This window comes from Intestinimonas butyriciproducens (assembly GCF_004154955.1).
Lineage (GTDB): Bacteria > Bacillota > Clostridia > Oscillospirales > Oscillospiraceae > Intestinimonas > Intestinimonas butyriciproducens.
In genome coordinates, this window is sequence record NZ_CP011524.1 from 2,733,664 (window position 1) to 2,752,695 (window position 19,032).

Annotated in this window: 24 protein-coding genes; 14 read left to right on the forward strand and 10 right to left on the reverse strand. The window is 61.7% G+C overall.

Annotated features, from left to right (window positions below; genetic code table 11):
• The first annotated feature begins 5 nt into the window (after positions 1–5).
• From SRB521_RS13470 to SRB521_RS13480, 3 genes are all read left to right on the forward strand, one after another.
• Positions 6–1,304: an acetyl-CoA hydrolase/transferase family protein gene (locus SRB521_RS13470; protein WP_075704554.1), complete on the forward strand. Its 1,299-nt coding sequence runs from the start codon at positions 6–8 to the stop codon at positions 1,302–1,304.
• Positions 1,305–1,343: 39 nt separating this feature from the next.
• The gene (locus SRB521_RS13475; protein ID WP_075704555.1) at positions 1,344–2,213 is read left to right on the forward strand and encodes a 3-hydroxyacyl-CoA dehydrogenase family protein; all 870 of its coding nucleotides are present in this window, start codon (positions 1,344–1,346) and stop codon (positions 2,211–2,213) included.
• Positions 2,214–2,518: 305 nt separating this feature from the next.
• Positions 2,519–2,722 (forward strand): alpha/beta-type small acid-soluble spore protein, encoded by a 204-nt coding sequence (locus SRB521_RS13480; RefSeq protein ID WP_033119165.1) that lies wholly within the window; start codon positions 2,519–2,521, stop codon positions 2,720–2,722.
• Positions 2,723–2,887: 165 nt separating this feature from the next.
• Here SRB521_RS13480 and SRB521_RS13485 read toward each other — a convergent pair whose 3' ends face one another.
• The gene (locus SRB521_RS13485; protein WP_033119164.1) at positions 2,888–3,157 is read right to left on the reverse strand and encodes a hypothetical protein; all 270 of its coding nucleotides are present in this window, start codon (positions 3,155–3,157) and stop codon (positions 2,888–2,890) included.
• A gap of 127 nt (positions 3,158–3,284) precedes the next feature.
• Between SRB521_RS13485 and sleB the strand changes: the two genes are divergently transcribed.
• Positions 3,285–3,959 carry a spore cortex-lytic enzyme gene (gene sleB, locus SRB521_RS13490; RefSeq protein WP_075704556.1) on the forward strand — a complete coding sequence of 225 codons (675 nt, stop codon included), beginning with the start codon at positions 3,285–3,287 and terminating at the stop codon, positions 3,957–3,959.
• Between the two features lie 48 nt (positions 3,960–4,007).
• On the opposite strand, the gene rpsR is transcribed toward sleB, so the two are convergent.
• The 5 genes from rpsR to SRB521_RS13515 all read right to left on the reverse strand — a co-directional run bounded on the left by rpsR (position 4,008) and on the right by SRB521_RS13515 (position 7,178).
• Positions 4,008–4,247, reverse strand: coding sequence for a 30S ribosomal protein S18 (rpsR, locus tag SRB521_RS13495; RefSeq protein WP_033119162.1), 240 nt, complete (start codon positions 4,245–4,247; stop codon positions 4,008–4,010).
• 83 nt (positions 4,248–4,330) lie between these two features.
• On the reverse strand, positions 4,331–4,804 hold the full coding sequence (locus tag SRB521_RS13500; RefSeq protein ID WP_033119161.1) for a single-stranded DNA-binding protein: 474 nt from the start codon (positions 4,802–4,804) through the stop codon (positions 4,331–4,333).
• Positions 4,805–4,813: 9 nt separating this feature from the next.
• The gene (gene rpsF, locus SRB521_RS13505) at positions 4,814–5,110 is read right to left on the reverse strand and encodes a 30S ribosomal protein S6 (RefSeq protein ID WP_033119160.1); all 297 of its coding nucleotides are present in this window, start codon (positions 5,108–5,110) and stop codon (positions 4,814–4,816) included.
• Between the two features lie 212 nt (positions 5,111–5,322).
• Entirely contained in the window at positions 5,323–6,705 is a 1,383-nt protein-coding gene (locus tag SRB521_RS13510; protein WP_075704557.1) for a DUF4179 domain-containing protein, read from the reverse strand.
• Positions 6,702–7,178, reverse strand: coding sequence for a sigma-70 family RNA polymerase sigma factor (locus SRB521_RS13515; RefSeq protein WP_033119159.1), 477 nt, complete (start codon positions 7,176–7,178; stop codon positions 6,702–6,704). The genes SRB521_RS13510 and SRB521_RS13515 overlap by 4 nt, the downstream gene beginning before the upstream one ends.
• A 116-nt stretch (positions 7,179–7,294) precedes the next feature.
• Here SRB521_RS13515 and mutY point away from each other — a divergent pair, with 116 nt between their 5' ends.
• Genes mutY through SRB521_RS13530 form a run of 3 tightly spaced genes read left to right on the forward strand, consistent with a single transcriptional unit; the run spans position 7,295 to position 10,306 of the window.
• Positions 7,295–8,356, forward strand: coding sequence for an A/G-specific adenine glycosylase (gene mutY / locus SRB521_RS13520; RefSeq protein ID WP_075704558.1), 1,062 nt, complete (start codon positions 7,295–7,297; stop codon positions 8,354–8,356).
• On the forward strand, positions 8,349–9,710 hold the full coding sequence (locus SRB521_RS13525; protein ID WP_116722372.1) for an aldehyde dehydrogenase: 1,362 nt from the start codon (positions 8,349–8,351) through the stop codon (positions 9,708–9,710). Before mutY ends, SRB521_RS13525 begins: the two co-directional genes overlap by 8 nt.
• A 14-nt stretch (positions 9,711–9,724) precedes the next feature.
• Complete coding sequence (locus SRB521_RS13530) at positions 9,725–10,306, forward strand: thymidine kinase (RefSeq protein WP_033119157.1); 582 nt, start codon at positions 9,725–9,727, stop codon at positions 10,304–10,306.
• 2 nt (positions 10,307–10,308) lie between these two features.
• Here the strand turns inward: SRB521_RS13530 and SRB521_RS13535 are convergent, their stop codons facing one another.
• Positions 10,309–10,494, reverse strand: a complete 186-nt coding sequence (locus SRB521_RS13535; RefSeq protein WP_116722373.1) for a hypothetical protein — start codon at positions 10,492–10,494, stop codon at positions 10,309–10,311.
• Between the two features lie 74 nt (positions 10,495–10,568).
• On the opposite strand from SRB521_RS13535, the gene SRB521_RS13540 reads away from it, so the two are divergent.
• The gene (locus tag SRB521_RS13540; RefSeq protein ID WP_116722374.1) at positions 10,569–10,784 is read left to right on the forward strand and encodes a helix-turn-helix domain-containing protein; all 216 of its coding nucleotides are present in this window, start codon (positions 10,569–10,571) and stop codon (positions 10,782–10,784) included.
• A complete protein-coding gene (locus SRB521_RS13545) occupies positions 10,784–11,665 on the forward strand; it encodes a radical SAM protein (protein ID WP_116722375.1) in 882 nt (293 codons plus the stop codon). The genes SRB521_RS13540 and SRB521_RS13545 overlap by 1 nt, the downstream gene beginning before the upstream one ends.
• Positions 11,666–11,733: 68 nt before the next feature.
• Here the strand turns inward: SRB521_RS13545 and SRB521_RS13550 are convergent, their stop codons facing one another.
• Genes SRB521_RS13550 through SRB521_RS13560 form a run of 3 tightly spaced genes read right to left on the reverse strand, consistent with a single transcriptional unit; the run spans position 11,734 to position 14,752 of the window.
• Positions 11,734–12,876: an acyl-CoA dehydrogenase gene (locus SRB521_RS13550; protein ID WP_075704563.1), complete on the reverse strand. Its 1,143-nt coding sequence runs from the start codon at positions 12,874–12,876 to the stop codon at positions 11,734–11,736.
• A gap of 50 nt (positions 12,877–12,926) precedes the next feature.
• Complete coding sequence (locus SRB521_RS13555; RefSeq protein WP_033119152.1) at positions 12,927–13,931, reverse strand: electron transfer flavoprotein subunit alpha/FixB family protein; 1,005 nt, start codon at positions 13,929–13,931, stop codon at positions 12,927–12,929.
• Positions 13,932–13,948: 17 nt separating this feature from the next.
• Positions 13,949–14,752 (reverse strand): electron transfer flavoprotein subunit beta/FixA family protein, encoded by an 804-nt coding sequence (locus SRB521_RS13560; RefSeq protein ID WP_033119151.1) that lies wholly within the window; start codon positions 14,750–14,752, stop codon positions 13,949–13,951.
• 364 nt (positions 14,753–15,116) lie between these two features.
• On the opposite strand from SRB521_RS13560, the gene SRB521_RS13565 reads away from it, so the two are divergent.
• The 5 genes from SRB521_RS13565 to SRB521_RS13585 all read left to right on the forward strand — a co-directional run bounded on the left by SRB521_RS13565 (position 15,117) and on the right by SRB521_RS13585 (position 18,906).
• A complete protein-coding gene (locus SRB521_RS13565; protein ID WP_082636115.1) occupies positions 15,117–15,998 on the forward strand; it encodes a transporter substrate-binding domain-containing protein in 882 nt (293 codons plus the stop codon).
• A gap of 46 nt (positions 15,999–16,044) precedes the next feature.
• Complete coding sequence (locus SRB521_RS13570; RefSeq protein ID WP_075704564.1) at positions 16,045–16,731, forward strand: amino acid ABC transporter permease; 687 nt, start codon at positions 16,045–16,047, stop codon at positions 16,729–16,731.
• 12 nt (positions 16,732–16,743) lie between these two features.
• On the forward strand, positions 16,744–17,529 hold the full coding sequence (locus tag SRB521_RS13575) for an amino acid ABC transporter ATP-binding protein (protein ID WP_075704565.1): 786 nt from the start codon (positions 16,744–16,746) through the stop codon (positions 17,527–17,529).
• 182 nt (positions 17,530–17,711) lie between these two features.
• A complete protein-coding gene (locus tag SRB521_RS13580) occupies positions 17,712–18,074 on the forward strand; it encodes a demethoxyubiquinone hydroxylase family protein (protein WP_075704566.1) in 363 nt (120 codons plus the stop codon).
• Positions 18,075–18,093: 19 nt separating this feature from the next.
• Positions 18,094–18,906, forward strand: a complete 813-nt coding sequence (locus SRB521_RS13585; RefSeq protein ID WP_075704567.1) for a family 1 encapsulin nanocompartment shell protein — start codon at positions 18,094–18,096, stop codon at positions 18,904–18,906.
• Positions 18,907–19,032 lie beyond the last annotated feature (126 nt).

Consider the following 19,032-nt stretch of genomic DNA (forward strand, 5'->3'; position numbering starts at 1 on the left):
ATATAATGAACCGATTCGCGGAGGAGTACGCTTCCAAAAAGGTGACCATACAGGATGTCCTGCATATGATCCAATCCAATGATCTCATCTGGACCTCCTATAACGGTCTGGAGCCTCAGTCGTTCTTCCGGGAACTCCACACCATAAAAGACAGGGTGGAACATGTCACCGTGCGCCACGCCGGACTTTGGAAAAACTATGAATTTGTCTCCAGCCCAGAAATGAAGGGCCATTTTGATGTTATCAGCAGCTTTTATGATGAATTTGCCCGCGCCTGCCATGATTACCAGATTTCCAGTTATATGCCGATCCACTTGCATAACGGCGTAGCTCGCTGCCTGGAAGACCGCCACATCAATATGTTCGTCGGTATGGTCTGTCCGATGGACGAGCACGGCTACGTCCATTTTTCCCTTAACGCGTACAACGAAATGGACACCGTCTTTCGTTCTGACGTGGTGGTCATGCTGGTCAATAAAAATCTTCCCGTGGTCGGGGGCGACAACCTCGTCCACATCAGTGATATCGACTACATAGTGGAAGTGGAGGATCCGCTTATCACAATCGAAGGCAGTCAGCCCGGGGAAACGGAAATGAAGATTGGGGCCAACGTCGCCTCGCTGGTGGAGGATGGTTCCACCATTCAACTCGGCATCGGGAATATCCCCAACGCAGTGGGGACCTATCTCGCCGAAAAAAATGATTTGGGCGTACACACGGAAATGATCACCAGTATTATTGCGGACCTTTCTGAATCCCGTGTGATCACAGGGAAAAAGAAAACCATCAACCGCGGGAAAATCGTGGGAAGCTTCGCCTTAGGCAATCAGCGGCTTTATGAATATCTTGACCACAATCCTGAAATCGCGCTGATGTCCGGCAGCTATGTCAACGACCCCCGCGTGATTTGCCAAAACGACCGGATGGTCTCCATTAACTCCTGCCTCCAAGTCGATTTGACCGGTCAGATCTGCTCGGAGTCCATGGGGCATGTCCAATATTCCGGTACCGGGGGCGCCGCTGATTTTGCCGTCGGCGCCTCCCACTCCAAAGGCGGGAAATCCATTGTGGCGGTCAAATCTACCGCAAAGAAAGGAACCGTCTCCACCATACAGCCCCTCCTCACCCCCGGTGCCGTAGTGTCCATCAGCCGGAATGACATCGACTACATCATTACGGAATATGGAATCGCAAAGATCAAGGGAAAGAGCATTGCTGAACGCGTAGAAAACCTGATCCATATTGCCCACCCCAAATTCCGGGACGAGCTGCGCCAGAAGGCCAAGGATTATAAGATTTGGTAATTCTATACCATATTTGACACATAAGGGAGTATCTGTACTATGAAGATTGATGCGCTCAAAAAAGTGTGCGTTGCGGGCGCCGGCCAGATGGGGCGGCAAATTGCGCTCACCATTGCCCTTCACGGGTACGACGTCTATCTGACCGACTCCGTCCCTGCCGCGCTTGCGCAGACGGACACTTGGTCACGGGACTATTTGGACGGTCGGGTATCCAAGGGAAAGATGACATCCGAGCAGGCAGATGCGGCACGCGCCCGCTTTCATCTGGTCCCCACGCTGCAACAGGCCGCCGCTGGATCTCAAATTGTGATAGAAGCCATCTTAGAAGACCGCGAGATCAAGCGCTCGTTCTATTTCGAACTCGGCGGCATCGTCGGGGAAGATACCATTTTGGCGTCCAATTCCAGCTATATGGTCTCCTCCCTCTTTCAAGACTGTGTTAAAACCCCTTCCAGACTGGCCAACATGCATTTTTTCAATCCCGCTTTAGTCCTGAAGCTGGTAGAGGTGGTCAAAGGAGAACACACCGCGCCGGACACCGTGGAGCTCATTGTGGAATTTGCAAAGAAAATCGGTAAAACACCGATCCGTGTCAATCGGGAAATCGATGGTTTTGTGGTCAACCGTGTTCTGCGTGCCATCCGGGATGAGGCTTACTTTCTGGTGGAAGAGGGTGTCTGCACACCCGAAGACCTAGACATCGGTGTGGAACTAGGGCTCAATCACCCCATGGGTCCCTTCCGCCTTTTGGATCTGACCGGGATCGATCTCAATTATATGTCCATGGAACAGCGCTGGAAGGACACAGGCATCAAGCCCCACGGTTATGATATTGCTAAACAGATGTACGAATCCCACCTGTGGGGTCGAAAAACTGGAAAGGGATTCTATACGTATGGTGAGACATAGAAGGCGCAGTTGATTATACATATGCAGCGATAGGTCGTTGCGGCCGCTTATGGCCGCTCCGCCATTGTGAAAGCCAAAAGCAGCATGCGAACAGTCGCTTCCTTCTCTTGTCTATAAAAACAGAGCGCATCGCCATCTGAATCACAATCACGTCAGGCATCGCAACGTATTAAGAGCTTTGATCGACCGCAGTGAAGCTGGGAGCCTGGACGGCAAAAAATGGCGCACATAGAAATACCGCGTGAGGCAATGCTATGTCTGGATTCCCAATCCAACAAACAAACGAAGCAAGGAGATGCGAAATTATGTCTAGCTCTAATAATTCTAATCAGCCTGTCGTGCCCAGCGCCCGCGAGGCCCTGAACAAGTTTAAGATGGAGGCTGCTCAGGAAGTCGGCGTGAACCTGAAGCAGGGCTATAACGGCGACCTGACCAGCCGCGAGGCCGGCTCTGTTGGGGGCCAGATGGTCAAGAAGATGATCGAGGCCTACGAGAACGGCATGAAGTAAGTATCCCCAAAGGGATTAAATGTATTGGCCGGGGGCCGGAGGAAATTCCTCCGGCCCCCGGCCTTTTTGCAGAAATCCGCCGTCTTCATGGCGTGCAAGGGGGCGGCGGACCCCTTTTGGGTATGCCGCCGCCCCCTTGTGTTACCCCTATGCATCTGCTCCGTCTTAGAAAAACAGAGCCAGACTCCAGGCCGCCGTGGCCACCAGCGCGCCGGCTGCCGCCCAGGCCGGCGCAGGCAAAAATCTGATCCACCGCCCCACCCGCGTATTTCCCCGCACATAGCTTTTCGCCGCCTTCTGGGCCTCCTCCAGCACCTGTTCCGCCGAGACACCCTCGGCAAAGGCATCCTCCCGCATGATAAAAATCGCTTGCTCAAAAAGGCGCGGGTCCGGCGCCTTTACCACGATGACCCGTTTGTTGATTCCCTTGACCATTCTGGATCCCCTCCTGCTTTTTTCTCGTCCTTCCAGTATGACCCGGTTATGCTTCCATTATTCGCCTCGCATAAGAAGAAGCGGCCTGTCGTAGACTAGGGACAGAAACTTTTTTGGAGGCGGGAACGTGGGGAAACACAGAAAGCGGCTTCTCTGGTCGCTGGCCCTCATCTTCGGGCTCAACATTCTGATCATTACCTTGGTCCAGACCGCCCAGGCGGCTACCTACCGGCAGGGCTCCTCCGGCCAGGCGGTACGCACCATTCAGGAAAAGCTGGTGCGCTGGGGCTATTTTGATGGGCCAGTGGATGGCATCTATGGCTCCAAAACAGAGGCAGCCGTAAAGAAATTTCAGCAGAAAAACGGCCTTACCGCCGACGGTGTGACGGGGACCGCCACGTTGAAAGCGCTGGGCATGACGACCACGGAGAACGGTGCCTCCTCCAGTCAGAGCAACAGCGTGGATCTGCTGGCCCGTGTCATCTCGGCGGAGGCCAGGGGCGAGCCCTACAGCGGCCAGGTGGCGGTGGGCGCCGTGATCCTCAACCGGGTGAGCCACCCCTCCTTCCCCAACACCATCGCGGGAGTGGTCTATCAGCCGGGCGCCTTCTCCTGCATGGACGATGGGCAGATCGACCAGCCGGTGGCCGAATCCTCCATCCGGGCCGCCCGGGAGGCGCTCAACGGCGCCGACCCCAGCGGCGGAGCCATCTATTATTTTAATCCCAGCACCGCAACCAGCGGCTGGATCTGGTCCCGTCCCCTCATCAAGGTCATTGGAAACCACCGTTTCTGCTCATAAGAAAAGCGGACATGCCATATGGCATGTCCGCTTTCTCATATCCGGAATTTAGTCGGTGACGAAGGGCAGCAGGGCGATCTGACGGGCCTGCTTGATGGCCTGGGTCAACTGGCGCTGATGCATGGCGCAGGTACCGGTGGTCCGGCGGGGCAGGATCTTGGACCGCTCGGAGACAAACCGGCGCAGCTTGGCCGCGTCCTTATAGTCGATGTGCTCGACCTTATCCACACAGAAGCTGCAAACCTTGCGGCGCTTGCGGCCGCGGGGACGCTCTCTATCCATAGGCATGGTATATACCCTCCTTATGTTTATTTTGAAAAGAAAGTCGGACCTGTCGGCCCATTTTCAAGGCCCTGTTTTGATGGGGTGCATCAAAACGGGAGTTCGCCGTCGTCGTCGTCCAGCTCGGCGAATTGATCCCCGCCCGCGGGGGCGGCGTAGGCCGGAGGGGGGACGGGCGCGCTGGGCGCTGGGGCGGAGTAGCCGCCGCCGTAACCGCCGTAGCCGCCGCCCTCGGCGTCCCGCTTGGAGTCGCCAAAATAGACGTTGTCGGCCACTACCTCTGCGGCGGTGCGCTTATTGCCGTCCCGGTCCGTGTAATCCCGGATCTGGAGACGGCCTTCCACGACGGCCATACGGCCCTTGGTGAAATACCGGGAGACAAACTCGGCGGTGGAGCGCCAGGCAACCACATTGATGAAGTCCGCCTTCTTCTCCCCGGTCTCCTTGTCCTTGAAGTCCCGGTCCACGGCCAGCCGCAGGGATGCCACGGCTACCCCCGAGGGGGTGTGCCGCATTTCAGGGTCCGCCACCAGGCGGCCCTGAAGAAAAATTTTGTTGAGCATGGCCTCTCCTTATTCGTCCTTGCAGACGATCATGGAGCGCATCACGCCGTCGGTGATCCGCATCACGCGGTCCAGCTCGGCGGGGAACGCGGCATCAGCCGTAAAGGTCATGAACACGTAGTAGCCCTCGTTCAGGTCGTCGATGGGATAGGCCAGCCGGCGCTTGCCCCACTCGTCCACCTCGGCCACGGTTCCCCGGGCCTCGGCCATCGCCTTGAACTTGGCCACCAGCGCGGCGGTGGCCTCCTCGCCCAGCTCGGGCTTGAGGATATATGCCACCTCGTAGTTGCCGTTGATCTTTGCCATTTTACTTGCACCTCCTTATGGTCTTGTGGCCCTCACTCTTTGGTGAGAGCAAGGATGACGCCCATCTCATTTCGACAGGCTATATTATTATATAGAAAATCCTAGAAATGTCAAGGAAAATTTCAAATTATCCGCCTCTCGGCGCCCTTTCCGCCGGGACGGTCCAGAGGCCCTCTCCCCCGGTGCGGGGAGCGGGCCTCTGGACCGTCCGCTTAAAAAAGCGGGACCTCCAGCGGGGTCTCCAGCTCGATCCGGCGATTGGTGGAAAGCGCCAGCTTCACGCTGTCCCATCCATAGTCCCTCAGGACGCGGTATTCCGTGTTCTCCTCGCACCAGCCGTCTTCGTCCCGGTCTACGGCGCTCATGGAGTAGCCGCCCCACTCATGCTCTCCGCCTTCCGGATCGTAATAGTACCACTGGAAGGAGGTCCCCTGGCCGTCGTTGCGCAGGGACAGATACACGTCCTCCCCCCGGCGCTCGATACTCTCCACGAAAAGTCCCTCCGGGAGCCAATCGGCCTCCCCGGTCTCCAGGTCCAGGGTGACCTGGGTCCGGTCCTTGTCCAGCCAGGAGCAGCCGGTGATCACCAGAGTGAATGCCTCCCCGCCGGTGAAATAGGGGCTCTCCAGGGTGTAGTTGGGCCAGAAGTGCTCCCCCTCCGCGCTCCCGAAGGAGACGCCTCCCTTCTCATAGCGGTTCCCCTTCTCATCTGCCACATAGCAGTCCAGGCCGGTCAGCCACGCGGTGTTGTTGGGGTCGTCGGAGAGGGTCAGGACCATCTGCGTGGGGTCGATGGACAGTCCGTCCACCCGGAGGCGCTGACCGTCCAGCTCGATCCACTGCTCCGCCCGCACCGTCCGCCCGGGTCCGATGAGTCCGGTATCGATGGTCAGGGGAAAGTCAAAGGAGGCCATCGCAGCCGGGCGGTCCTGCGGGGTCTCCTCCGGCCAGGGCCCGTCCGCCGGAGCGGCCCGGCTCTCCGCCGCGCCCTGTCCCGCCTTGGGATAGCCGGCGTCCCGCACGTCAAAGCGCAGCGTCAGCCTGTCAGGAAGGCTGCCCTCCACAAAATAGAAGGTGGCAACGCGGTAATCCTTCTCCTGCAGCTCCTCCCCCGGACTGCCCCAGGTGGCGGCATAGCCCTCCAAATGCTCCCCATCCTGCGCCAGCAGCGCCGGCTGCGCCTCCAGGGCGTTCTCCCCGTCCCAGCCCAGCGTATAGAACACATTGAGCTGCCTCTCATCCACGATGAGATACTCCACCGACAGGGTGACGCCATCGGCGGTCCGGGTCTGGCCCACGGGCTGGATGTAGTCGTTTTCAAAGGCTGCCTTCAGGCTGGGGTCCACGGCCACGGCCTCCGCCAGCGCCCTGACAAAAGGCACACGGCGACATGCCATGGCGAAGGGCATCGAGCAGTTCACCAGTAAAATGAAGGCGGAGGCCGCCCCGGCCAGGGAGGCCGCGGGGATTCCCAGCCAGCGGCCCGCCCTTGCCTTACGGGCCCGGACACGGGCCCGCTCTACGGTGCCGTCCAGCGCAGGCGGCGTCTCCCCCAGTTCTGCGACCAGGGCCCAGTATTCCTCGTTTCGGTTCATGCGCCCACCTCCTCTCCATCCACAAGCTCCAGGCGCAGGAGCCTGAGCGCCTTTCTCTGCCGGGTGGCCGCCGTCCCCTGGGGGATGTCCAGGGCGCGGGCGGTCTCCGCAAGGGTGAGTCCGGAAAAATACCGCAGGATGATGACCTCCTTGAGCTCTCTGGGGAGCCGGCCCACCGCATCCCGCAGGGGGAGGGCGTCGAAGTCCTCCTGTGCCGTCTCCGGGAGCTCCGCCACGGATACCTCGCGTCTGTGCCGCCGCAGCTCCGCGTTACAGACATTGATGAGGATACGGGTGAGCCATGTGCCGAAAAACTGCTCCTCCCGCAGTTTTTCGCAGGCGCGCAGGCCCTTGTAGACCGCCTCGTCCACCGCGTCCACCGCCAGGGAGGCGCTGCCCAGGTAGAGGAGGGCCATGCCGTAGAGCTTCCCCTTCATGGCGTCGGCCCGGACGGCGTATTCCTGTTCCGTCACGCCCATCCCTCCTTTCTGACCATTAGATGTTCCGTAGCGGCGTTTTGATTGCGTCCGTTGAAATTTTCTCCCGCACCATATATAATACAGGGAGTATGCTGAGGAGGTAGCCGCCCTTGAAGGAGCTTGACCGTCTGCCCATTCCGCTTTTGGCGTGGTATCGCGAAAACGCCCGTGTTCTGCCCTGGCGCCCCGCCCCCGGCGGAGGCGCGCTGGGGGACCCCTATCGCGTGTGGGTGTCGGAGATCATGCTCCAGCAGACCAGGGTGGCGGCGGTTCTGGACTATTACCGCCGCTTTATGGCCGCACTGCCCGCCGTGGCCGATCTGGCCGCGGTGGAGGAGGACCGGCTGATGAAGCTGTGGCAGGGGCTGGGCTACTACAACCGGGCCCGCAACCTCCAAAAGGCCGCCCGCCAGATCATGGCGGACCACGGGGGCGTCTTCCCCGGCACCTACGAGGGCCTGCTGTCCCTGGCCGGCGTGGGGGAATATACCGCCGGTGCGGTGGCCTCCATCGCCTTCGGCCTGCCGATTCCCGCAGTGGACGGGAACGTGCTGCGGGTGGTCGCCCGCCTCACCGGAGACGCGGGCGACATCACAAAGCCCGAGACCAAACGCCGGATGCGCGGGGCCCTGGAGGCCGTGATCCCGGCGGGCGCGCCCGGGGACTTCAACCAGGCCATGATGGACCTGGGAGCCATGGTCTGCCTCCCCAACGGGGCGCCGCTGTGCGCCCGGTGTCCGGCACGCGGGTTCTGCCGGGCGCTGCTGGAGAACCAGACGGGCGAGCTGCCGGTGAAAGCGCCCAAGCGTGCGCGCCGGGTGGAGGCGCGCACGGTCTACCTCATCTTCCGCCGGGGCCGGGTGGCCCTGCGGCGCAGGCCGGAAAAGGGCCTTCTCTCCGGGCTGTGGGAGTACCCCAACGAGCCCGGAGGCGGCCCCGCCCTCCTGGAGGAATGGGGTGTCACGCCGCTGCGGCTGGAGCGGGGCGGAACGGCCAGGCATGTCTTTACCCATATCGAGTGGCAGATGGAGGCCCTCATCGCACAGGCCGCGGAGGACGCCCTCCCGGAGGGCTGGGTCTGGGCCGGGCGGGAGGCCCTCCGGACTCTGTACGCCGTCCCCAGCGCCTTTCAGGGATTTGCCCATCTTGTGGAGGAACAGGTCTGTGAATGACATCATTGCCGCCCAGCGGCGCTATTTCAACAGCGGGGCCACCCGGAGCACGGATTTCCGCAGGCGTATGCTCGCCCGGCTGGAGGAGGCGGTACGCAGACACGAGGCCGAACTGCTCGCCGCGCTGAAGGCCGACCTCAACAAGACCGCGTTCGAGGGCTACGAGACCGAGCTGGCCCTGGTCCTCTCCGAGCTGCGGGAGGCCCGGCGGGAGCTGGACCGCTGGGCCCGTCCCCGGAGGGTGCCCACGCCTCTGTCCCAATTCCCCTCCAGGGGATTCGTCTACCCCGAGCCCTACGGCACGACCCTTATTATGTCCCCCTGGAACTATCCGCTCCAGCTCACGCTGTGTCCGCTGGCGGCCGCCATGGCGGCGGGCTGCACCGCGGTGGTGAAGCCCTCGGCCTACGCCCCCGCCGCCTCCGCCGCCCTGGCCCGACTGCTGGGCGAGACCTTCTCCCGGCACTATATCGCCGTGGTGGAGGGCGGCCGGGAGGAGAACGCCGCCCTGCTGGACCAGAAATTCGACTATATCTTCTTCACCGGGAGTCCCCAGGTGGGGCGGACCGTCATGACCGCGGCGGCCAGACATCTCACCCCGGTGACGCTGGAGCTGGGGGGCAAGTCCCCGGTCATCGTGGCCCCGGACGCCGACTTGGACCTGACCGCCAAGCGCCTGGTGTGGGGAAAATTCCTCAACGCGGGACAGACCTGTGTGGCCCCCGACCACGTATGGGTGCGCCCGGAGCAGCGGGATGCGCTGGTGGAGCGGATGGGCCGCTATATCGGCAGATTTTACGGTCCCGCCCCCCTGGAGGGGGAGGACCTGCCCCGCATCGTGAACCGGAAGCACTACGACCGGCTCTGCGCCCTGCTGGGCAGCGGGCGCACCGCCCTGGGCGGACAGACCGACCCGGACCGGCTGCGCATCGCCCCCACGGTGCTGGTGGATGTGTCCGAGGACGAGCCGGTGATGGGCGAGGAGATCTTCGGTCCCATCCTGCCCGTGCTCACCTACGACGATCTGGACGGGCTCCTCTCCCACCTTCAGGGGAGGCCCTCCCCCCTGGCCCTCTATCTCTTCACCCGCAGCCGCGAGACGGAACGGCGGGTCCTGGGCGCCCTGCGTTTCGGCGGCGGCTGCGTCAACGACGCGGTGGTCCACCTGGCGGTGAGCGGCCTCCCCTTCGGCGGCGTGGGGGAGAGCGGCATGGGCGCCTACCATGGAAAAGCGGGCTTCGACACCTTTACCCACCGCAAGAGCGTGCTCCGCCGGGGGCGGCTGGATTTTCCGCTGCGGTATCCGCCCTGCGGCGACAGAAAGATCGGACTTTTAAAAAAGCTGATGAGATAGGGAGAGAAGAAGGAATGGCAAAGCTATACTTCCGTTACGGGGTCATGGGCTCCAGCAAGACGGCCAATGCCCTGATGGTGCGCTACAACTACGAGGAGCGCGGTCAGGAGGCCCTGCTGGTGAAGCCGGAGCTGGACCAGCGGGACGGCGCCAAATTCGTGGCCTCCCGCATGGGCCTGTCCCATACGTGCATCTACTTTTCCGAGCTCCAGGCCATGCCGGAGGAGAAGGTGCGGGGTTACGCCTGCGTCATCGTGGACGAGGCCCAATTTCTGAGCCGGGACGAGGTACAGTATCTGGTGGGCGTGGTGGACGACTGGAACGTGCCCGTTATCTGCTACGGCCTGCGGGCCGACTTCGCCGGACAGCTCTTCCCCGGCTCCCAGGAGCTGCTGGCGGTGGCCGACATCATCGAGGAGGTCAAGACCATCTGCTGGTGCGGCAAAAAGGCCACCTACAACGCCCGTTTCGACCAGCACGGCAAGGTGCTCCGGGAGGGCGAGCAGGTGGTGCTGGGCGCCAATGACCAGTATATCGGCCTGTGCCGCAAGCACTGGCGGGAGGGAAACCTGGGCCCCGGCTTCCCCAGGAAATGACGCTATTCCCCTGTGTTCCCGTCCCGGAAAAAGGCCTCCGCCCCCAGTTGGAGCCCCAGCAGGAACCCGGCCTGAAAGGCGTATTGGCCGTGTCCCTCAACGGGATTTTGCTTCAGGTGCTCCGGCCAGCGCCTGGGCTCCGGTCCTCCCACCCAGTAATGGTATAAGAGCTCTATGATGTACGACATAAGACCACCTCAAAACTTACTTTCTGTCGTGTATTATAACACGACAGAAAATTCGTGTCAAGCGGAGGTATTCCATGGTTTTTAATGAGAGGATCAAGCAGCTTCGGATAGAAAAAAAGTTAACACAGGCCCAAGTGGCGGCAGCGTGTGGTATGACGGTTCGCTCTTATCAGCGGCTGGAGGCCGATGCGAAACCGCACTATACCGGCCTTCTGCATCTCGCCACCTTCTTCGAGGTCTCCGTGGACTGGCTGATGGGCCGCACGGAGAACCGGAAGGTACAGCCGTAATGGTCTGCAATCTCTGTCCCCGCCGCTGCGGCGCCGTGCGCACCGAGACCCACGGCGCGGGCCGGTGCCGGATGCCCGCAGCGCCGGTGCTGGCCCGGGCCGCCCTCCACCGGTGGGAAGAGCCCCCCATCTCAGGGACCCGGGGCTCCGGCACGGTGTTCTTCTCCGGCTGCCCGCTGGACTGCGTGTTTTGCCAGAACGACTCCATCAGCCACCAGGACTTCGGCCGGGCCGTCACGCTGGAGCGGCTGCGGGAGATCTGCCTGGACCTGGCCGCCCAGGGGGCGCACAACATCAATTTCGTCAACCCCACCCACTTCGCCCATGTGGTGGCCCGGCTCCTGGACGATCCCCTGCCCGTTCCGGTGGTATGGAACTCCGGCGGCTACGAACGGGTGGAGACCCTGCGGAGCCTGGAGGGGAAGGTGGACGTCTACCTCCCCGACCTCAAGTACCTCACCCCGGCCCTGGCCGGACGGTACTCCGGCGCGGAGGACTATCCGCGGTACGCCGCTGCCGCCATCCTGGAGATGGTCCGGCAGACCGGGCCCTGCGTCCTGGAGGACGGGCTGCTCAAGCGCGGGACGGTGATCCGGCACCTGATCCTCCCCGGCCGGCTCCATGAGGCCAAGGCCGTCATGGACTGGGTGGCCCGACACTTCCCTCCGGACACGGTGCTCTTCTCCCTCATGAGCCAGTATGTGCCCCTGGGGCGGGCGGCGGCGTTCCCGGAGATCGACCGGCGGCTGCGCCCCTCCGAGGCCAGAAGCGCCCTGGCGTATCTGGAAAACCTGGGACTGACGGGCTTCTGCCAGGAGACGGCCTCCGCCGACGCCGAATTCATCCCCCCTTTCGACCTGACGGGCGTGGACCCCATTTGAATATGCAGCAAAAAAGGTCCCGCGCCCAGAGGCGCGGGACCTTCTCTTGTTTGTGAAAAGGGGATTTCTTACTTCACGCCCATCCAGCCGGAGATGACCATACGCTGGACCTCAGAGGTGCCCTCGTAGATCTCGGTGATCTTGGCGTCGCGCATGAAGCGCTCGAAGGGATACTCACGGGTGTAGCCGTAGCCGCCCACCAGCTGCAGTGCGCGGCGGGTCACGTCGCTGGCGACCTCGGAGGCCATCAGCTTGCCCATAGCGGCCAGGTGGCTGTAGGGCTCGTGATCCTGCTTGGCCTGCGCGGCGCGGTAGATGAGCAGACGGGCGCCGTCCAGCTTGGCCTGCATATCTGCCAGCTGGAACTGGGTGTTCTGGAACTGGCTGATGCGCTTGCCGAACTGCACGCGCTCCTTGGTGTACTTCACGCACTCGTCAATGGCGGCCTGCGCGATGCCCAGAGCCTGGGCGCCGATGCCGATACGGCCGCCGTCCAGGGTGGTCATGGCGATCTTGAAGCCCTTGCCGATCTCACCCAGCAGGTTCTCCTTGGGCACGATGCAGTCCTCAAAGACCAGCTCGCAGGTGGAGGAGCCGCGGATACCCATCTTCTTCTCGTGGGAGCCGACCTTGAAGCCGGGGAAATCGCGCTCCACGATGAAGGCGGAGATGCCCTTGGTGCCCAGGCTCTTGTCGGTCATGGCGAAGACCACGAACACATTGGCGAACCCGGCGTTGGTGATGAAGATCTTGGAGCCGTTCAGGACCCAGTGGTCGCCCTTATCCTCGGCCACGGTCTTCTGCATGGCGGCGTCGGTGCCGGCGCCGGGCTCGGTCAGGCCGAAAGCGCCCAGCCACTCGCCGGAGCAGAGCTTGGACAGGTACTTCTCCTTCTGGGCCTCGGTGCCGTACTCGCTGATGGGCCAGCAGCACAGAGAGCTGTGGGCGGACACCATGACGGAGGTGGTGGCGCAGTGCTTGGCCAGCTCCTCACAGGCGCCGATGTAGGTGACATAGCTCATGCCGGCGCCGCCGACCTCTTCGGGATAGGCGATGCCCATCATGCCCATATCGGCCAGCTTGTGCCAGGTCTCCTCGGGGAAACGCTCGGTCTCGTCGATCTCAGCGGCGATGGGGGCGACTTCCTTCAGGCAGAAGTCATGCAGCATGTCCAGAACGTCCTGCTCGTCCTGATCGAAGTGGAAATTCATACAAAATCCCTTCCTTTTTTCATGATTATCCCAAACAGGGGCAATGACTCTTAGGCGCGGGCCTTCTTGATCTCCTCAGTGAGGACGGGGAGGACCTCAAAGAGGTTGCCCACCACACCGTAGTCGGCCACGTCGAAGATGGGGGCCTCGGGGTCCTTGTTGATGGCGACCACCACGTCGGAGCCGCTCATACCGGCCAGATGCTGAATGGCGCCGGAGATGCCGCAGGCGATGTACAGCTTGGGGCCGACGGTCTTGCCGGTCTGGCCCACCTGATGGCTGTGGGGGATCCAGCCCGCGTCAACCGCCGCGCGGGAAGCGCCCACAGTGGCGCCCAGCACGCCGGCCAGAGCCTTGATGGGCTCGAAGCCCTCGGGGCCGCCCACGCCGCGGCCGCCGGACACGATGATCTCCGCGCCCTCCAGGTCCACGCTCTCGCTGTCCATATCCTTGATCAGCTCCAGCACCTGGGTGCGGATATCTTTGGCATCCACATGGATGTCTTCCTTGATGATCTCGGCCTTCGCCTCGCCGGCCTCGCCCTTCTTGAATACGCCGGGACGGACGGTGCCGATCTGGGGACGGTGATCGGGGCACAGGATGGTGGCCATCAGGTTGCCGCCGAAAGCGGGACGGGTCCAGGCCACGTTGCCGCTCTCGGGGTCGATGTCCAGCGCGGTGCAGTCGGCGGTCAGGCCGGTCTTCAGACGGCAGGACACGCGGGGGCCCAGGTCACGACCGTTGTTGGTCGCACCGATGAGCATGCTGGTGGGGCCGTACTTCTCCACCAGGCTCACCAGAGCAATGGCGTAGGCGTCGGTGCTGAAGTGGGCGTACTCGGGGCCCTCCACCACGATCACCTTGTCGGCGCCCTGGGCGCTGGCCGCGTTCACAGCGGCCTCCACATTGTTGCCGATGACCACGGCCACCAGCTCGCCGCCCTGCTTGCCGGCCATCATCCGGCCGGGGGTCAGCAGCTCCAGGCCCACGTTCTTCGCGGTGCCGTCCTCATTGGTCTCTACAAATACCCAAAGATCCTTGGTCTTAGCTTCCATTGTTATCTCCCCCTCCCTCAGATAATGCTGGCGTCGCTCAGCAGCTGGAACAGCTTCTTCGCGGAGTCTTCAGCGGTCTCTTCCTTGATCTTCACGCCGCCGCTCTTCTTCTGCGGCACGAAGGTCTTCTTCACCTTGGTGGGAGAGCCCTTCAGACCGGCCTGCGTCAGGTCGATGGTGGGCAGGTCCGCTGCGGTGAGAGTGGGGATCTCGGCGCGGTTGGCAGCCATCTTGCGCTTGATGGTGGGATAGCGGGGATCCCAGGCGGGCTTGGTGAAGGTCAGCAGGCAGGGCATCTTCACGCCGATGACCTCGACGCCCTCTTCCACTTCCTTCTTCACCTTCACGGTGTCGCCGTCCACCTCGGCCTCCAGGCCGTAGGTCACCTGGGGCAGGCCCAGATGCTCCGCGATCTCGGGGCCGACCTGGGCGGTGTCGCCGTCGATGGCCTGCTTGCCGCAGAAGATAATGTCAAACTTGCCTTCCAGCTCCTCCACCTTCTTGATGGTCTCGCTGATGATGTAGCTGGTGGCCAGGGTGTCGGAACCACCAAAGGCCCGGTCGCTGACCAGATACGCCTTGTCGGCCGCGATAGCCAGGGACTCCTTCAGCACGGCCTTCGCCTGCTCGGGACCCATGGAGAGCACCACGATCTTGGCGGAGGGGTCGGCATCCTTGATCCGGGCCGCGGCTTCCAGGGCATAGCCGTCAAACGGATTCAGGATGGAGGGGACGCCTGCGCGGATCAGGGTATTGGTGACCGGGTCGATCTTGATTTCCGTCGTATCCGGCACCTGCTTGACGCATACAAGCATGTTCATTGGTTCTTTTCCTCCTATTACGTTTTTTGGGACTGCGGCATACACCGGGTCCCATGGCGTTTTTCAAGTTCTTCCCAACAAATGGGCGCACTTGTCCAAAGCCATTTTTCCCATGGAACATCATATACCGGGACGGGCCCATTGTCAATTGGAAAACCATTGGTGCTACCAGATTTTTAGAAATTTTCCTGACCTCAAATCCCACTCTTTGGCATTTTATACAAACTTTTCGTTCCAAATCTGGGCAATTCAACTGTGTCTCTCCCATTCTACTTTTTCTCTTTACATTGGTAGTTTATCGTGGTACTATGTTAAAGTCCTCGGGCGCGTCCCGACACAACCTGACAAAATGGAGGATACTTGTATGCTGAAGAAAAATCGTCTCGCTGCGCTGCTCCTGGCGCCGTGTCTGTGCCTGTCCCTGGCCGCCTGCTCCGGCGGCAATTCGGCGGCCACCCCCGCGCCCGCCGACACCGAGCCGGTGGAGACCATCGGCGGCGCTGACGGCCCCACGGACATCCTGCTCACCGAGGAAGAAAGCGATGTGGCCTACATCCAGGACAAGGGCACGCTGGTGGTGGGCATCACCAACTTTGAGCCCATGGATTACCGCGATGCGTCCGGCGAATGGATCGGCTTCGACGCCGATATGGCCAAGGCCTTTGCCGAGTCCCTGGGCGTGGAGGCGGAGTTCGTTGAGATCAATTGGGACAATAAGGTCCTGGAGCTCGACGGCAAAAACATCGACTGCGTATGGAACGGCATGACCCTCACCGACGAGGTGAAGAGCGCCATGTCCACCGGCAACGCATACTGCCTCAACGCGCAGGTGGTGGTGGTCCCCGCCGGCAAGGCCGCTGATTACCAGACGGAGGAGAGCCTCAAGGACCTCTCCTTTGCCGTGGAGTCCGGGTCCGCCGGCGAGGACGAGGTGGAGCGGCTGGGCTGCAGCTTCACGCCCGTCCAGACCCAGGCCAACGCGCTCCTGGAGGTCAAGGCCGGCACCTCCGACGCCGCCATCATCGACCTGCTGATGGCGGGCGCCATGATCGGCGAGGGCACCAGCTACCCCGACCTCACCTACACCGTCAAGCTCAACAGTGAGGAATACGGCGTGGGCTTCCGCAAGGGTTCCGATCTGGCTGAGGCCTTCAACACGTTCTGGGAGGCCGCCTATGCCGACGGCACCGTGATGACCGCCGCCGAGACCTACGGCGTGCAGGAGTCCCTGATCGAACCCGACTGAGCTCCGCCCGGCATCTCCCCCAACTTCATAAGGTGAGGTCGATTCCATGTTTTTCGACGACCCTGCGCTGCGCATCGTCGTACAGGCGCTGAACAGCGGCTTTCTCAAAACATTGCAGCTTTTTGCCACCACTCTGGTCGGCGCCATCCCGCTGGGGCTCATCATCGCCTTCGGCTCCATGAGCCGTTTCCCGCCTCTGCGCTGCCTGACCAAGACGATGGTGTGGGTCATTCGTGGCACACCCCTGATGCTTCAGCTCATGATCATCTACTATGTCCCGGGCCTGAAGGGGTTCCCCATCTGGGGCGGCGGAGAGCACGGCCGCTTCCTGGCGTCCAGCGTGGCCTTTATCTTCAATTACGCCTGCTACTTCTCCGAGATCTACCGGGGCGGCATCGCGGGCGTGCCCCAGGGGCAGTATGAGGCCGGGCAGGTGCTGGGCATGACCCGGGGGCAGATCTTTTTCCGGGTCACGCTGCTGCAGATGATCAAGCGCATTGTCCCCCCCATGTCCAATGAAGTCATCACCCTGGTCAAGGACACCTCCCTCTCCCGCATCATCGCCCTGCAGGAGATCATCTGGATGGGCGAGTCCTTCCTCAAGGGAAATCAGGGCTACTCCGGCCTGGTGTGGCCCCTGTTCTTCACTGGATTCTACTACCTGATCTTCAACGGCGTGGTGACCGTGCTGCTGGGCCGGCTGGAAAAGAAGCTGGACTACTTCCGGGCATAAGGAGGGGACGATATGGCGATTTTAGACGTTTCACATATCAGCAAGGCCTTTGGGAATACCGAAGTGCTCCGGGACATCAGCTTCTCTCTGGATCCCGGCCAGGCCCTGGCCATCATCGGCTCCTCCGGCTCCGGCAAGACCACGCTTCTGCGATGCCTTAATTTCCTGGAGACGCCGGACCAGGGGCGCATCGCCGTCCGGGACGAGGTCCTCTTCGACGCCGGAGATCCGGCCACCCGGCGGGAGAGCGAGATCCGGAAGAAACGGCTCCATTTCGGTCTGGTCTTTCAGTCCTTCCACCTCTTTCCCCAGTACACGGCCCTCCAGAATGTGATGCTGGCCAGCCAGCTTCTGGCCCAGGAGCGTCCGGATTTCAGGGCCCGCAAAAAAGACATCCTCGCGGACATCGAGGCCGCTGCCAGGGAGCTGCTGCATCAGATGGGCCTCAGCGACAGGGCCGACCACTACCCGCATCAGCTCTCAGGAGGCCAGCAGCAGCGGGTGGCCATCGCCCGGGCGCTGGCCTTGGCGCCGGATATCCTCTGCTTTGACGAGCCCACCTCGGCCCTGGACCCAGAGCTCACCGGAGAAGTGCTCAGGGTCATCCGCGGGCTGGCGGAAAAGCACACCACCATGGTCATCGTCACCCACGAGATGGCCTTCGCCCGCGATGTCGCCGACCAGGTCATCTTTATGGACGGCGGCGTCATTGTGGAGCAGGGTCCCCCGGAGGCGGTCATCGGGCATCCCCGTGAGGAGCGCACCCGGCAGTTTTTGTCCAGGTACGCACAGAATTGAATCAAATGGCTGGCCCCGGCATACAATGCCGGGGCCCTTTTTATTCTTTCGGCTCACTGGTGTATAGAATCCTGATGGATCTGGAAAAATTTATTTTGAAATTCCCTTGACAAGCGCGCGCACATCCGATATAGTATTCACATAAATAAGAGTAATTACTATTATTAGAAGGAGAGACGACCATGCCTAGTTTTGCCAATCCCTTTCAGGGTAATGTAGACCGCAAGCTGACCAACGCCGAGCTCATGCAGGCCCTCCGCCTGGATATTGCGGGGGAGCTGGAGGCCATTTTCCTGTACGACGCCCACTATCTCGCCACCGACGATCCGGTGGCCAAAGCCGTCCTAGCGGATATCCGGGACGAAGAAAAGGTCCATATGGGGGAGCTCATCACTCTGATGCGCCACCTGGACCCCAGAGAGGCCGAGCTTTTCCTGGACGGCGAGTCCGAGGTCAGGGAGCAGCTGGAGGAGCTGGGGATCACCGGAGAGAGCATTCCCGCATCCGCCGCCGGGCCCACGGTCGGCAGCCTGGTGGAAGAATAATTGGAAAGGAGTATGAATCATGGACTATTTAGCCAGAGAGAGCGCACCCTTCTCCCCTGAGACGTGGGAGAAAATCGACAGTACCGTGATCGACAATGCCAAGAAGCATATGGTCTGCCGCCGCTTTCTGAACATTTACGGCCCCCTGGGGCCCGGCGCCTCCACCGTGCCTGTGGACGGCCCCAACAAGGCGGAATCCCTGCAAAACGGCCTGGGCCGCATCACCGGCCGGAAGCTGGTGGAGCTGCCGCAGCTCTATGAGGACTTTACCCTGCTATGGCGGGATATTGAGGAGTCCGAAAAGCTGGACCGCCCGCTGGACCTCTCCGCCGCCGCCTCTGCCGCCCAGCGCAGCGCCAAGCGCGAGGATGAGCTGATCCTCTTCGGAAACAAGGCGCTGGGGGCCGAGGGTCTTATGACTGCCGCCGGCTCTTACAAGATCAAGCGCGGCACCTGGAATGAGGGCGAGGACGCCTACAAGGATGTGGCTCATGCCATCTCCTATCTCTCCAGCAACAGCAAGCTGGGCCGCTACGCCCTGGTCCTCAGCCCCGAGCTCTATTTGGACCTCCAGCGCCTCCAGCCCAATGTGGGGCTTTTGGAGCTGGACCGCATCTCTAAGCTGGTGGGAGGCCGTGTGTATCCCGCCGGCCCCTTTGGCGCCGGGAAGGCCGCACTCGTGTGCGCCGAGCCCCAGTATATGGACTTGGCCGTGGGTGTGGATCTCTCCGTGGGTTATCTGGAGCTCAAGGACTTTAACCACAGCTTCCGTATCCTGGAGACCGCGGCGCTGCGCATCAAGGACCCCAGCGCCATCGTGGCATTCGAATGATCCTTCCGTAAAAACAAGAGCGCCCGCGTACCATGGAACTGGTACGCGGGCGCTCTGATTTCGCTCGCTTTTCTTCCAAACGACATGCAGGAACTTCGGAGCGTGTCCGGCCCCTGTTTCTTGGCA